General features: G+C 46.9%; 9 protein-coding genes and 1 tRNA gene. 3 read left to right on the top strand and 7 right to left on the bottom strand.

Annotation, left to right across the window (positions count from 1 at the left end; all coding sequences use genetic code 11):
• Window positions 1–117 precede the first annotated feature (117 nt).
• Window positions 118–1899: a phosphodiester glycosidase family protein gene (locus LEPBO_RS0113145; protein ID WP_017288035.1), complete on the bottom strand. Its 1782-nt coding sequence runs from the start codon at window positions 1897–1899 to the stop codon at window positions 118–120.
• A gap of 561 nt (window positions 1900–2460) precedes the next feature.
• On the opposite strand from LEPBO_RS0113145, the gene gltB reads away from it, so the two are divergent.
• Together gltB and LEPBO_RS0113130 are read left to right on the top strand one after the other, a co-directional pair.
• Window positions 2461–7095, top strand: coding sequence for a glutamate synthase large subunit (gene gltB, locus LEPBO_RS0113140; RefSeq protein WP_036045840.1), 4635 nt, complete (start codon window positions 2461–2463; stop codon window positions 7093–7095).
• A 127-nt stretch (window positions 7096–7222) separates the two neighbouring features.
• Window positions 7223–7726 carry a DUF29 domain-containing protein gene (locus LEPBO_RS0113130; RefSeq protein WP_036045839.1) on the top strand — a complete coding sequence of 168 codons (504 nt, stop codon included), beginning with the start codon at window positions 7223–7225 and terminating at the stop codon, window positions 7724–7726.
• 79 nt (window positions 7727–7805) lie between these two features.
• Here the strand turns inward: LEPBO_RS0113130 and LEPBO_RS0113125 are convergent, their stop codons facing one another.
• The 6 genes from LEPBO_RS0113125 to LEPBO_RS0113100 all read right to left on the bottom strand — a co-directional run bounded on the left by LEPBO_RS0113125 (window position 7806) and on the right by LEPBO_RS0113100 (window position 13126).
• The gene (locus tag LEPBO_RS0113125; RefSeq protein ID WP_017288032.1) at window positions 7806–8054 is read right to left on the bottom strand and encodes a hypothetical protein; all 249 of its coding nucleotides are present in this window, start codon (window positions 8052–8054) and stop codon (window positions 7806–7808) included.
• A 70-nt stretch (window positions 8055–8124) separates the two neighbouring features.
• Window positions 8125–8949: a restriction endonuclease gene (locus LEPBO_RS0113120; protein WP_017288031.1), complete on the bottom strand. Its 825-nt coding sequence runs from the start codon at window positions 8947–8949 to the stop codon at window positions 8125–8127.
• Between the two features lie 200 nt (window positions 8950–9149).
• Window positions 9150–9222 (bottom strand) — tRNA-Arg (locus LEPBO_RS0113115).
• A 77-nt stretch (window positions 9223–9299) separates the two neighbouring features.
• Window positions 9300–11060 carry a ribonuclease J gene (locus LEPBO_RS0113110; protein WP_017288030.1) on the bottom strand — a complete coding sequence of 587 codons (1761 nt, stop codon included), beginning with the start codon at window positions 11058–11060 and terminating at the stop codon, window positions 9300–9302.
• A gap of 103 nt (window positions 11061–11163) precedes the next feature.
• Entirely contained in the window at window positions 11164–12060 is an 897-nt protein-coding gene (dapA, locus tag LEPBO_RS0113105; protein WP_026148616.1) for a 4-hydroxy-tetrahydrodipicolinate synthase, read from the bottom strand.
• A gap of 25 nt (window positions 12061–12085) precedes the next feature.
• A complete protein-coding gene (locus LEPBO_RS0113100; RefSeq protein ID WP_026148615.1) occupies window positions 12086–13126 on the bottom strand; it encodes an aspartate-semialdehyde dehydrogenase in 1041 nt (346 codons plus the stop codon).
• Window positions 13127–13562: 436 nt separating this feature from the next.
• Between LEPBO_RS0113100 and tig the strand changes: the two genes are divergently transcribed.
• Window positions 13563–14969: a trigger factor gene (gene tig / locus LEPBO_RS0113095; protein WP_017288027.1), complete on the top strand. Its 1407-nt coding sequence runs from the start codon at window positions 13563–13565 to the stop codon at window positions 14967–14969.
• Window positions 14970–15020: the final 51 nt, after the last annotated feature.

Genomic DNA, 15020 nt, shown 5'->3' with positions numbered 1-15020 from the left:
CAACCAAGAAGCCTAACAGACCAATCTAGAACTCGCTTGTCTATAGTGGACGATTTGCGAAGATTTCACGAAGTCTTGACTTAAATTGCTTAATCGGTGAAGAAGGGCGAAGAGGCGTTAGGGCTGGATAAAAACGCCAATTCCATTATGAACACGGGCAGAAGTACGAGGAGGTCGATCGAGCAACTGTCCTCCTAGATAAAGCGTGGTTGAACTTCCTCCATCGAGATTTAACGCATTGACCGCACCTAATTGCTGCATGATGTCTGCCATGTCACTGAGTGTCGCACCTAAACCTGCAACATTATTCTGAGCAGTAACAATGAGGATTCTGCCGTCAGAAGTTTGTCCGATCGCGCTTCGAGCTGCCGTTTCTCGAATGAAAGCATCACTAAATTGCTCGAGTCGAGCATCGAGAACGATTTGACCGTCGCGGATGAGAAGTGGTCCACCGCCAATCAGATTGGGAAAAGCAGCGAGGTCAGAAGGAGTAAAGATACTTTCTAGTTGAATTGGCGTTGCGGGTGGGAAAGATGCGGCAGCAGTTCGATTCGATCGAAAAACGAGCAGATATCCAGTCGTTGGCAACGGAATGACCGTTCCCGCTTTTTCTGCGGTTTGCTGAGTTCCCGCTTGATTATTCTGGACAGTGAGCAGAATTTCATTGTCGGTTAAAGTCGTATAAGTGCTGCCCCAATCAGCGGTGTACCGGGCAATCCCAGCTTGAACATAAGCAGAATTTAGAACAGTTAAAGGAAAGCGTTGACCCGAACTGAGAATGAGAGTTTCTTGAAGTCTTAAGCGATCGAACTTCCAATTTCCCGCTGCATCCCAGCCGACAACCCCCCGATTCAAAATTGGACCAGAAGCAAATCGCTGATTTACCTTAATTGCACCTAGAGGAAGCTGATTATTGCGATTGAAATATCCACCGTTGATGGCTGCTGAAGTGAGGGACTGTTGAGCCGTGGTGAATAAAGGTAGGGTTCCCGTCAATGTTGTAGTATTGGGCAAAATCGGGCGGATGCTGAGACCCGGTTGACGTGGATTCACTTCAAACCAAACGATCGGGAATTGATTCGATCGTACAGTTAAGGATCTTTGCCGCCAGAATAAGCCGTTTGTCCAGAGGATATCTCTGTCACTGAGAAAGTTGGAACCGATATCGATGACGATACGATCGGGATTGGAAAGCGTGGTAATTCGAGGTCTGAACCCAATGGGAATACCGAGCCGAACCGTTGTTCGGTTTGGAGTCGGTTCGACTTTGAGAGAACGAAGTCGAAAAGATGGCGTCGGCTTAAACGCTTGAATCCGGTTCTGATCCGCCTGAGCATCGAATGTTAAAACAAGTTCATTCGACTGCGGATCAGCTTGCCAGGTAATTGGGCGATCGAGCGAAATTGTAATGCGATCGACGTTTCCAGCCAGTTGCTCTTGCTGAATCGCTGTCAGGTTTGCTTTTGGAGTCGAAATCTGGAGAATATTGCCGCTAATTTGCAGTTGCCACCCGTACTTTTGGGCGAGATCTGTAACATCCAAATATCGCAGGGGTGGTGTGAGTCGAGTTGGTAAAACGGCTTCAGAGAACCATTGCACAGGTTGGCGAGTAGCATCGGTTGTACTGAGAAGCTCCGCTCCGAATTGAGAACGAATGATGGCATCACTGATTCCGACGCGATTTCCCTGCCATTGCATCCAATTTCCGCTGATGGTTACGCCATTCAAATTAATTTGAGTACCTTGAGCCGTTGGAACATTGAAATTCAAAGCAGGAACTCTTTGGGGAACGGATTGTTGCGCCACGTTAAAATCAAGAGCTGCAGGGGCATCAGCCCGAGCAGGAAGTGAAAAAGAGAGAAGTGCTAGGACGTAGAAACCAAATTTGGGAGAAGTCATCTAGACAAGATTTCGTGAAAGAGATTCCGCAATACCTGCGGTATTTTACTGCGATCGTCCAAAGGTGAAACTATCAACAAACCATAACTTTCCTCAGGGGACTTTATGGGAATCTACTGGCTCAGCAAAGCGATTGGGCTGAGAACGTCAGTCTATTTCAGTTGAAACCGCAATTTTACAGGGATTGTCAGAAGTCAAAATTTTCTATAATATTCTTAATCCGGTCTTTATAAAAATTCAGTCAAGCTAAGATCTCTTCGGCGATTGGGTATAGGCTGGCTAGTTCAGCTCTGATAAATCTGACATCACCATGAACGAGTGAATGGTTTCTCAGACTTGAGGTTTGGCAACAGATTTGGCTGTTTTGTTGTGATAGATCTTTTACGATGCCTTCGTCACAGGTAAGCGTGGCTACAGAACTGCTTGACGAGCAGAATCTTTTCCTTGATTGTTAAGTTTATGTGATCGTTCTTCTCCTTTCTTCATAAAAGTTTCTCAAGTCCCAGCGCTCTCCGTTCTAACCCTCAAATTCTCATTGAAATGAATCGAATCAATCCACCCATGAGTCAAGCAAGTGTTCCGTCTCCGAATGAATCTCAGTCAATCTCGAATGGATATGCAGGGCAGCGCTGGTTAGTCGAGGAACGCGATGCCTGTGGAGTTGGTTTTATTGTCGATCAGCAAGGTCGAGCCAGTCATGATCTGATGTCCAAAGCGCTGATTGCCCTGTCTTGTATGGAGCATCGGGGCGGATGCAGCGCGGATCAAGACTCCGGAGACGGCGCGGGTGTGATGGCAGAAATTCCTTGGGAGATTCTGAATCAATGGGCAAGCGATCGCGGTGTGACGCTCAAGCCCGGTTATACCGGAGTTGGCATGGTTTTCTTGCCACAAGACTCTGCGATCGCGGCTGAAACAAAACAGGTCGCAGAGAAAATTATTGCTGAAGAAGGGCTGACCCTTTTAGGTTGGCGAAGCGTTCCAGTCCAACCCGAAGTTTTAGGCGTTCAAGCTCGAGACAATCAGCCGCTGATTGAACAGTTAATTGTGCAGTCTGAAGTTGCCGATGAAGAATTAGAGCGCAAGCTTTATGTTGCTCGCAAACGCATTCATCGCACACTTGCAGTAAGACCTGAAGCCGGATTTGATGAGCTTTATGTTTGCTCTTTCTCGACGCGGACGATCGTGTACAAGGGCATGGTGCGATCGGAGATTTTAGGCAAGTTCTATCTTGACTTGCAAAATCCAGAATACAAAACCACCTTCGCGCTGTATCACCGCAGGTTTAGTACCAACACAATGCCGAAGTGGCAACTCGCGCAGCCGATGCGATTGCTCGGTCATAACGGCGAAATTAACACCCAGTTGGGCAATGTCAACTGGATGAGAGCGCGAGAAGCGGATTTAGCGCATGAGGTTTGGGGCGATCGCATTGATCTGCTCAAACCAACTGTGAATTCCAACAACAGTGATTCCGCGAATTTGGACAACGTGATGGAATTGTTAGTGCGATCTGGACGTAGCCCGGTCGAAGCGCTAATGATGATGGTTCCAGAAGCGTACAAGAACCAGCCGGAACTAGCAGATCACCCTGAAATCACCAATTTTTACGAGTACAACAGCGGTGTTCAAGAGGCTTGGGATGGTCCTGCACTGCTGGCATTTTGTGACGGAAAAATTGTTGGAGCAACTCTCGATCGGAACGGTTTGCGTCCAGCGCGCTACAGCATTACGCGCGATGGCTACTTTGTAGTCGGTTCAGAAGCGGGTGTTGTAGATCTGCCAGAATCCGAAATCATTGAGAAAGGGCGGCTTGGTCCAGGGCAAATGATTGCATTCGATTTGCAATCTCGTGAAGTGCTGAAAAATTGGGAAATCAAGCAACGCATTGCCAACGCTCATCCCTATGGAGAGTGGTTGAAGCAAAATCGTAAAACTCTGAAATCTCATGCTTTCTTGGAATCAACGGCATTGGATGCAAAATCGCTGCTGACGCATCAAACTGCCTTTGGCTACACCTTGGAAGATTTGGAAATGGTCATCCAAGACATGGCGGCTCAAGGTAAAGAACCAACTTTCTGTATGGGGGATGATATTCCTCTTGCTGTGCTGTCTGAGCGTCCGCATTTGTTGTATGACTACTTCAAGCAGCGCTTTGCTCAGGTGACGAATCCGCCGATCGATCCACTGCGCGAAAAACTCGTCATGTCGTTGACGATGCAGCTAGGTGAGCGCGGAAATCTGCTGAAAATTAATTCAGATGGCGCAAATCTCTTCTTACTTGATTCTCCAGTATTAACTGAACCTGAGTTAGATCAGATTCGTGAATCGGGTTTGGCGACTGCAAATCTTTCGACTTTATTTGAAGTCGCAGCAGGCCCAGAAGGTTTGAAAGCTGCGGTGGCTCGCTTATGTGAGCAGGCGACGGAAGCAGTGCGATCCGGAAGCAAGATTTTGGTCTTGAGCGATCGCTTAGATCAATCTGGCAATCCAACTCAACTGAATGCGGACTACAGCTACATTCCGCCCATGTTGGCAGTGGGAGCTGTTCACCATCATTTGATTCAGAAAGGCTTACGGATGAGAGCTTCTCTGGTCGTCGATACGGCTCAGGCTTGGAGTACGCATCATTTCGCTTGCTTAATTGGCTATGGTGCAAGTGCGGTTTGTCCTTACTTGGCATTGGAATCTGTGCGTCAGTGGTGGTCGGATTCTAAGACTCAAGCGCTGATGGAACGTGGAAAAATTAAATCTGCTAGCATTGCAGCCGTTCAAGCGAACTTTAGAAAAGCGATCGAAGATGGTTTGCTGAAGATTCTCTCAAAAATGGGAATTTCACTGCTCTCGAGCTATCAAGGTGCACAGATTTTTGAAGCGATCGGAATCGGGGGCGATTTACTCAATACTGGATTCTTCGGAACAGCTTCACGCTTGGGTGGTTTGACCTTAGCGGAACTGGCTCAAGAAATTCTCTCCTTCCATAGCAAGGCATTCCCTGAGCTGACAACCAAGAAGCTGGAAAACTTTGGCTTTGTGCAATACCGTCCAGGCGGCGAGTATCACATGAACAGTCCAGAGATGGCGAAGCACTTGCACCAGGCGGTTAGAACGAAGAATCCGGATCATTACGATCTCTATCAGAAGCATTTAGCCGGTCGTCCGCTCACGGCATTGAGAGATTTACTCGATTTCAAGAGCGATCGCGCGGCTATCTCGATTGACGAAGTAGAACCCGCGATCGACATTGTGAAACGCTTCTGCACAGGCGGAATGTCTCTTGGTGCTTTATCTCGTGAAGCGCATGAAGTCTTAGCGATCGCGATGAATCGAATCGGCGGTAAGTCTAACTCTGGAGAAGGTGGCGAAGATCCAGTTCGATACAAGATCCTGAATGAAGTTGAGAACGGGACATCCCCGCTCTTGCCGCATCTCAAAGGACTGCAAACAGGCGACACTGCAAACTCTGCGATTAAACAAGTCGCATCAGGACGTTTCGGAGTTACGCCTGAGTATTTGATGAGCGCGAAGCAAATCGAAATCAAGATGGCTCAAGGTGCAAAACCGGGTGAAGGTGGACAATTACCTGGGCCAAAAGTCAGTCCTTACATTGCTCTCCTGCGTCGATCGAAGCCTGGAGTAACGCTGATTTCTCCACCTCCGCATCACGACATTTACTCGATCGAAGATCTTGCCCAACTGATTTTCGACTTGCACCAAATCAATCCGCTGGCTCAAGTGTCCGTGAAATTGGTTGCAGAAGTAGGAATCGGTACGATCGCCGCTGGGGTTGCCAAAGCGAATGCTGACATCATTCAAATTTCTGGACATGATGGCGGTACAGGTGCATCTCCTCTCAGCTCAATCAAACACGCTGGAAGTCCTTGGGAATTGGGCTTAACCGAAGTGCATCGAGTCTTGATGGAAAATCAATTGCGCGATCGTGTGATTCTGCGTGTTGATGGCGGTATCAAGACGGGATGGGATGTTGTCATGGGCGCGTTGATGGGTGCTGAAGAATATGGATTTGGCTCGATCGCAATGATCGCGGAAGGCTGCATCATGGCTCGGATTTGCCATACCAATAGTTGTCCAGTCGGTGTTGCGAGTCAGAAGGAAGAACTTCGCAAACGCTTCCCTGGCACACCTGAGCATGTTGTGAATTTCTTCTTGTTCATCGCAGAAGAAGTACGATCGCTCTTGGCTCGCTTAGGGTACAAATCTCTGGATGAAATTATTGGACGTGCTGATCTGCTCAAGCCCAGAGAAGCTGTGAATCTGACCAAGACTCAACTGTTGAACTTAGATTGTTTGACTCAGTTGCCGGATACTCGCAGCGATCGCACTTGGCTGAATCACGAAACTGTGCATAGCAATGGTGCTGTTCTGGATGATCAATTGCTCAGTGATCCAGATCTTCAAGCTGCGATTCAAAATCAAGGCGATGTGACCAAATCCGTTGAAGTCGTTAACACGGATCGAACGGTTGGGACTCGGATTTCAGGAGCGATCGCGAAACAATATGGTAACTCTGGCTTCAGCGGTCAGGTCACTCTAAACTTTACCGGAGCGGTGGGTCAAAGCTTTGGTGCGTTTAACTTACCTTGTATGACGTTGAATCTCGTTGGAGAAGCAAACGATTACGTCGGTAAAGGAATGCATGGCGGTGAGATTGCTATCAAACCTTCTCCTGAAGCAACGTATGATCCATCTCAGAATGTGATCATTGGTAATACTTGCCTTTACGGTGCGACGGGCGGCAGACTATTTGCGAATGGTCAAGCTGGGGAACGGTTTGCAGTTCGTAACTCTCTGGCTGAAGCTGTGGTTGAAGGTGTGGGTGACCACTGCTGTGAATATATGACAGGCGGTGTGGTCGTTGTTCTCGGTCGAGCAGGTCGGAACGTTGGCGCAGGGATGACCGGAGGATTAGCTTACTTCTTAGATGAAGATGGCAGCTTCCAAGAGAAAGTCAATCCTGAGATTGTCAAAGTTCAGCGAGTTGTCGCACCTGCGGGTGAGCAACAGTTAAAAGAACTGCTTGAGGCTCATGTTGAGCATACGGGTAGCCCGAAAGCGAAGGCTGTTTTGGCGAACTGGTCGGAGTATTTGCCGAAGTTCTGGCAGGTGGTTCCGCCGTCTGAGAAGGACACGCCGGAAGCAAATCCAGATGTTGAGAAGGTAGCTGTCTCGGCTTAATGAAAAAAAGGAGCGATCGCAGAAATAGCGATCGCTCCTTTTTTTTCAATATTCAAGTTTTGAATCGCTTAGCGCCAGGAATAAGTATTTTATTTTTATAATGAGACATCACAATCGGGGCAAGCTGATGAACATGCCAGAAGCGGATTCCGAGACAGCAAAGCATACAGTTTCTGGATTGGATCTCTACGAAGCTGATTTCTACGGTTGGACACAACAGCAAGTACGACTTCTGCACAGTCAGCAGTGGGAGCAGATTGATCTGCCAAATATCATTGAGGAAATCGAATCTTTGGGAAAGCAGCAGCGCCAAGAACTTCGGAATCGTCTCAGTATTTTAATTGGGCATTTGCTGAAATGGCAGTATCAGCCTCAACATCGTAGCCGTAGCTGGTTGTCAACGCTGCGAATTCAGCGTTTAGATATTAATGATCTACTTGACGAGAATCCTAGCTTGAAGCCTTACATCGAAGAAGCGCTTTGTAAAGCCTATTTGAGAGGAGTTGAACTTGCGGTGAGAGAGACAGATTTACCGAATTCTACTTTTCCGATCGATTGTCCTTACAACTTGGAAGAGATATTGAGCGATCGCTTTTATCCGGGTGAACCAAGCGAGTTAGTAGCGGACTAAACTCACTTATTATTCATTATTCGTCTGTAGATGCTGTCTGCCTCTGCTTCCGCAACACTCAAAATCTTAATCCGGTAGCTCATGCGGGCAAATTGTATTTACGGCGTTGTTCGGCAGCGAATTCGTCAAAACCGCGAAAATTGCCTGCTTCAAAATCATTCAATCCCTGCTTAATACCTTGAATTGCTTCTTCTGAATCCTGGGCTTCCCATTCCAGAACACTTGCCAAAAGCTTAGTGGCAACAAGGCTGATATCTTGCCCCCGCTGTGTTGCCTTTTTGCGTAACTGCTCTTCTAGTTCTGGGTTTAGAGTAATCTCGATCGACACAATCTTTTCTCTACAGCACTCAATACAATTCTAAAAGAATGAAAAATTTGCCGTCTTAAAAATTAGTAGATCAAATCTTTGTGAACCAGTTTGTATCAACTTCCACTGATTCAATCATTGTAATTTTGACTCCTAGCCCTAACTCCTTCAATCTTTGGACTAGCTGTTCTCCATCGATTAAATCAATTGGAGGTGCACCATCTCGGGTTGCTTCTTTGATTGCATCTCTCGTAAAAGTTCCGGTTGTGATGAATAATCCTTTATCTGTACGCCCCTGCATTGCTCCACGAAAATCTCGGATTTGACCTGCTGATACAGAACCTTGATACCGCTTGCACTGAAACAAAACGTGAAAACTTAAAAAACCATTGATTCGAGCAATTCCTACTCCATCAATACCACCATCTCCAGACTTACCTGTAACTTGTACTTGAATAAAACCAGATTCACGTAAGAGACGTTGTGCCAATCGTTCAAAAGCAGCAGGAGTAAGCGAAAGCAACAACTTATGAAGTTGTTGATGCCAAGTCAGTTCTTCTAATGTTTCAGATTCAACCGTTACATCTGCATCTGTCGATTCTGATTGAGTTGCTTTGTTTTTGTGAGTATCTCGAACCGCTTTGACTATCTCTTTTGCATCAAGATCATCGAGATTAATAGAGGTTGAAACTAAAGACCAAACTCCACGGGCTGAATTTTGCAGTAAGCCATACTTCTTGAGATAGGTTCGACTCCAAGCCAATCGGTATTCAACTTCAGTTTGTGAAGTGGTGCCATGTAAAATCTCTAACACCGTATCTGGTAAATTGAGAAGTTGCACTACTTTGTCATAGATTTCTTCAGTTGTGCCAGAACCACCCAAGGTCTGTAGAGCTTGAATTGTTGGTAAAAGCATTGTGTCGAAAGTGGGCACTGAAGAGGTAAGTCGCTTCATGAGAAAACGGTCTAGTAGGACAGTAAAAACATTGCTCTGTCAACTATAAAGCGATACTCAGCATTCGTCTTAAACTTGCATTGAACCCATCTATCAAAAAGGGTCGGTATTTCAATAACAAAATCTCCTGAAAGTTATTAACTTTCAGGAGATCAGTTTAACGAGCATGGCAGGAATCGAACCTGCGACACCCAGAACCGGAATCTGGTGCTCTATCCCCTGAGCTACATGCCCTCGCAATACTCTTGTGAGTATAGCAAGAATTCGGAACGAAAGAACTTAAGGATTCCTTAATTCCGAATTCTAGTCTCTTAAGACGCGACTCTTGCAGTCGATCGCGTTCTTCCTGGAGTCGATTTCACCACAGGCGCATCCGGAGTTTGCATCAAGAACACTAACAACGGATTGCTTTGCAACTCACGACGCAGCAAGCGATGAATCTCACGCTCGATCTGAACTTCTAAACCAGCCCAGTCGATCTCAATGCGACCCTCAAACGTGCTGTAAAACTCCTTCCAGCGATCGCTTAACACCGCCTCGATCGCGTCTTGAATTCTCGTTCTCAATTGCTCTGGATTCACCGAAGTTACAACCCCACGCAAATGCACATCGGGCTTACTGAACAAGCGCCCTTCATTCGTCACAGCCGCAGCAACGGTTACAACACCATCACCCGCTAACTGCTGACGCTCTTTCAGAACGCGATCGTCCACCATGCCCGATCGCGAAGTATCGACTAACTCAATTCCAGCTTTCACTTTGCCAGCCTTGCGGATCGAATCTTTGGTCAATTCAACAACATCACCATTGTCGATAATCACCATATTCTCAGCCGGAATGCCCGTGCTTTGAGCCGTTTGAGAATGTTTGATTAACATCCGATGCTCACCGTGAACGGGTAAGAAGAACTTCGGACGAGTCAGAGCCAGCATCAATTTCTGATCTTCTTGGCAACCGTGACCTGAAACGTGAATGCCTTGGTCTTTTCCATAAACGACCTTCGCGCCATTCATCATCAGCTTGTCGATCGTGTTGACAACCGCGATCGTATTTCCTGGAATCGGATTCGCTGAGAAAACAACGGTATCACCTTCCCGGATCTTGACCTGGCGATGTTCTCCATTGGCAATTCGAGTCATCGCTGACATCGGTTCACCTTGCGATCCAGTCGTCAAAATCAGGACATCTTTATCGGGCATCTTTTGTGTCACATGCAACGGCTGAAGAATATCATCGCGGCATTTGATATATCCCAAAGTTCGCGCGTGAGCGATCACATTCAGCATCGATCGACCTAAGACCGAAACCACACGACCATGCTTTTCTGCCAGTTCCAAAATCATGTTGATCCGGTGCACAGAAGAAGCAAACGTCGTGATCAGTAAGCGACCTTGAGCTTGTGTAAACACTCGATCGAGATTCGGGAATACAGCACGTTCCGAAGGAGTAAAACCTGGAATCTCAGAGTTCGTTGAATCGCTGATCAAACATTGCACACCTTTTTCGCCGTACTCCGCTAAGCGCTGAATGTCGAACTTCTCGCCATCAACTGGAGTGTGATCGAATTTGAAATCGCCTGTGTGAATCACAACCCCGACAGGCGTATGAATCGCAACGGTGAAACTATCCGCGATCGAGTGAGTATTCCGAATGAACTCGACAAAGAAATGAGAACCAATGCGGATAATGTCGCGTGGGCGAACCGTTCTGAGTTCTGTGCGGTCGGCAACGCCAGCTTCTTCGAGTTTGCCTTCGAGCAATGCCAGAGCCAAACGAGGTCCATACATCACTGGAATATCTAGCTGCTTCAAGTGGAAAGCAATGCCACCGATATGATCTTCATGACCGTGGGTAATAATCATACCCTTGATCTTTTCGCGATTTTCCCGCAAATAGGTCATGTCCGGCAGCACAATATTCACACCGTGCATCCCATCGGTCGGAAAAGCAAGTCCAGCGTCGAGAAGCACAATCTCATCGCCGTATTCAAAAACGCAGGTATTTTTACCAATTTCATGTAATCCGCCAAGCGGGATGATTTTGAGCGCGTTTGAAGAGTTATTTTGAGTCATCAGTATCCTTCAGGTTTACGAAAAAAACTTAGTGAAAAGTCAGCAGAGCAAGTTTTCAAGTCGCTGACTAAAAAATGGAGCTATTCAGTTGTGCAGAAACTTGTCAGACATGTGCAGCATTCAGCAAGTTCAGTTCACTCATGACTTGCATGACTTGATCTCGCACAGCGTCGTCAGGTGCGCAGAGCGGTAAGCGCAAATCCCCAACTTGCCAGCCCTGCAGGCTCATAGCAGCTTTGACTGGGATCGGATTTGTTGTGACAAATAGAACTTTAAACAAGGACAACAACTCTAAATGAATTTGGGTTGCTTTCTGGACTTGACCGCTCTCGAAAGCTCGGATCATCTGCTGTAAGCGATCTCCCACTAAGTGGCTCGCTACGCTCACAACGCCTTTTGCTCCAATCGCTAACATCGGCAGTGTCAAGGAATCGTCTCCAGAATAGATTGCAAACTCTGGCGGGGTCATCCGTCGAATTTGGCTTACTTGATCTAGATTGCCACTCGCTTCCTTAATTGCAACAATATTTGGAATTTTCGCAAGTCGAGCAACTGTCTCGGCTTGCAAATTCTGACTGGTGCGCCCTGGTACGTTATACAGCATCAGCGGCAGATCGGAAGATTCCGCGATCGCTTTAAAGTGCTGATACAATCCCGATTGTGGTGGCTTGTTGTAATAGGGCACAACTTGTAACGAACCGTCTAACCCCATTTTAGCGGCTTTTTGAGTTGCCTCGATCGCTTCTGCTGTCGAGTTTGATCCCGTTCCTGCCATGACTTTTGCCTTACCTGCCACAGCACTTTTTACGACTCGGAATAATTCAAATTCTTCGTCCCAAGAAAGTGTCGGGGATTCCCCGGTTGTGCCGCAGACCACGATCGTATCTGTACCATGATCTGCTAAATGAACCGCTAATTTTTCGGTCACAGCATAATTGACTTCCCCATCTGCTGTGAAGGGCGTAATCATTGCGGTCAGAACATTTCCAAAATTTATCACACTCTATCTAAACTCCCTATAAATCCTATGAGTTGGCGACTAAAGCTGGTTTCAAGAGATTCTTCTCGATCAAGAGTTCAGCGATTTGAATCGCGTTGAGTGCGGCGCCTTTGCGAATCTGGTCGCCACACAGCCAAAGCTCTAAACCATTGGGATTGGAAATATCTTGACGAATCCGCCCCACTAAAACATCATCCTTGCCGCTAGCATCGATCGGCATCGGGAAATAGTTTGCGTCCCAGTCTTCGACTAGCTGGACTCCAGGAGCTTGGATCAGGAGTTCGCGCGCTTTCTCGACTGCAAAAGGAGAATCAAACTCTAGGTTAATCGCTTCCGAGTGTGCCCGCAAGACAGGAACCCGTACACAGGTTGCGGTGATCCGCAGATCCGGCGCCCCAAAAATCTTGCGCGTCTCATTCACCATTTTCAACTCTTCTTCGCAATACCCGGAAGCTTCGAGTTTTGAATTGTGTGGAAACAGATTAAACGCTAATGGATAAGGCAAAATTTCGGCTTTTGGTTCTTGCCCTTGTAGAATCGCGATCGATTGTTTTTTCACTTCTTCCATTGCTCGCGCACCTGCACCACTAGCGGATTGATACGTCGATGCGACAATCCGCCGAATCGGCAAGACTTGATGTAACGGATAAACTGCAACCGACATCAAAATCGTGGTGCAGTTTGGATTCGCAATCACACCTTGATGGGCTGCTGCCGCTTCTGGATTTACCTCTGGCACAACCAAGGGTACATCTGGCTGCATCCGAAACGCGCTAGAGTTATCAATCATCACGGCTCCAGCCGCAACGATATCTTTCACCCATTGCTTGGAAATTGATCCGCCTGCTGATGCGAGAACAATATCGACATTATTGAATGACGACTCGTTGACGGCTTCGATCGTTAAACTTTCGCCCTGAAACATCACGGTTGAGCCTGCCGATCGTGGAGAGGCTAACAGCTTCAACTCAGACACGGGAAAATTACGCTGATCCAACAGTTCCAGTAGTTCAGTTCCAACCGCCCCTGTCGCCCCTAAAATCGCTACTCGATAGGATTGACCCAAAATAAATTCCTCCACAGTGAATGACTAAAGTCTCAAAAGCTTCAATAAGATTTTGTTTGAATACGAATCGGTAATACGAATAATCTGAAATATAAAGACTTTCGGTTGCTTCTGATTTCTTTCAGAGACTAGCGTGCTTTTGAACCGAATTCAAGTAGCTGATCCGACAAGGTTTTGATCCTTGGTATTTCTTAAATTATTATTGCAGAGCGTCGATGTTTATAGATATCACCTGCACTGTTTGCCCGATCGCTGCAATGTGGGGCAAATGGAAACGAAGCATACAGCCTCATATTCTTCTCCAGGCGGGCTTTTATAACAATCTGGACTCTCTAAAATCTAAAGATTCACCGAAACGAATCGCGCAACCGTGACTAGAATCGGTTAGTATAGCTTACTGCTTGGTAGAAATTCGCATTTTTTGTCACTTACGCCGATGAAAGTTACCCAGGAAAAGCTTCCCGCCAGTCAGGTCGGGTTAGAAATTGAAGTTACGCCAGAACTGTCTCAGAAAACTTACGATCGAGTCCTTCAAGACTTCACGAGATCGCTAAATATTCCTGGGTTCCGTAAAGGAAAAGTGCCGAAACAGGTGCTGATTCAGCGGATCGGCTCGTTGCGCATCAATGCATCAGTTGTGGAGGAATTGGTTGATACTGCACTGAAAGAAGCCATCAAACAAGAAAAAATCGACGCATTGGGCAACTTCCAACTGAAGTCGTCGTTTGATGAACTGGTTGGAAACTACAAACCAGGCGAAGCCTTGACCTTCTCCGCCTCTGTTGATGTCCCACCGGAAGTGAACCTCAAGCAATATAAGGATTTCACGGTTCAAGCAGAAGAAGTGAAACCCGATCCAGAAAAAGTGGATTCTGTCATCGAAAATTACCGCACTCAGCTAGCAACCTTGATCCCGATCGAAGATCGTCCTGCTCAGAAAGGCGATGTTTCCGTGATCGACTTTAAAGGTCGCTTTACTCCGGCAGAGGGTGAAGAAGAAATCGAAGTTCCGGGCGGCGAAGCATCAGATTTCCAACTTGAACTCGAAGATGGTCGCTTTATCGAAGGCTTTATTGACGGAATTTTCGGTATGAAGCCTGGCGAAACAAAGGAAATCTCCGTCACCTTCCCCGAAGATTACCCTCAAGAACAACTGGCTGGACGACCCGCAAAATTTGAAATTACCCTCAAAGAACTGAAAGGAAAAGAACTTCCTGAAGTCGATGACGATTTTGCCAAAGAAGCGAGTGGCGATGAGTATGAAACGATCGCTGAAATGCGTGAAGCCCTCGAAAAGCGTTTCAACGACGAAGCGGAACAGCAGACCAAAACCAACAAAGAAGAAGCACTGCTCAACGAATTGTTGAATCAAGTTGAAGCTGATCTGCCTGAAACCATGATCGAACGTGAAGTCGAATACATGGTGACTCAAACCGCGATGCAGCTTCAGCAGCAAGGCATCGACATCAAGCGCCTGCTCAACAAAGACACCATCCCAATGTTGAAAGAGCGCTCTAGACCGGATGCGATCGAGCGAATCAAACGCACTCTTGCCTTGGGAGAAGTTGCCAAAAAAGAATCGCTCAAAGTCGAAGAAGACGAACTGAATACCAAAATTCAGGAACTTCTGACAGAATTGGCGGGGCGCGACATTGATATGGATCGGCTCAGAAGCGCGGTTGAAGAAGACCTGCTGAAAGAAAAGATCATGGATTGGCTGATTGCAAATTCAACGATCGAGCTTGTCCCAGAAGGCACGTTGAAAAAAGACGAACCCGATGAAGACGGCTTTGACGACGACGAAACCGAAGCGGAAGCAGTCGAAGTTGAAGTGGTCGAATAGGTTAGCGACAGAATGAATTGTGGGGCAGAATATTTTGCCCCACTGCAGGCA

The organism is Leptolyngbya boryana PCC 6306 (assembly GCF_000353285.1).
Classification (GTDB): domain Bacteria; phylum Cyanobacteriota; class Cyanobacteriia; order Leptolyngbyales; family Leptolyngbyaceae; genus Leptolyngbya; species Leptolyngbya boryana.
This window is presented reverse-complemented; position numbering and strand designations above follow the sequence as displayed.

Coding starts and splice junctions, on each gene's coding strand:
- LEPBO_RS0113145 (WP_017288035.1), bottom strand. CDS start 1,899: ATGACTTCTCCCAAATTTGGTTTCTACGTCCTAGCACTTCTCTCTTTT.
- gltB (WP_036045840.1), top strand. CDS start 2,461: ATGAGTCAAGCAAGTGTTCCGTCTCCGAATGAATCTCAGTCAATCTCG.
- LEPBO_RS0113130 (WP_036045839.1), top strand. CDS start 7,223: ATGAACATGCCAGAAGCGGATTCCGAGACAGCAAAGCATACAGTTTCT.
- LEPBO_RS0113120 (WP_017288031.1), bottom strand. CDS start 8,949: ATGCTTTTACCAACAATTCAAGCTCTACAGACCTTGGGTGGTTCTGGC.
- LEPBO_RS0113110 (WP_017288030.1), bottom strand. CDS start 11,060: ATGACTCAAAATAACTCTTCAAACGCGCTCAAAATCATCCCGCTTGGC.
- tig (WP_017288027.1), top strand. CDS start 13,563: ATGAAAGTTACCCAGGAAAAGCTTCCCGCCAGTCAGGTCGGGTTAGAA.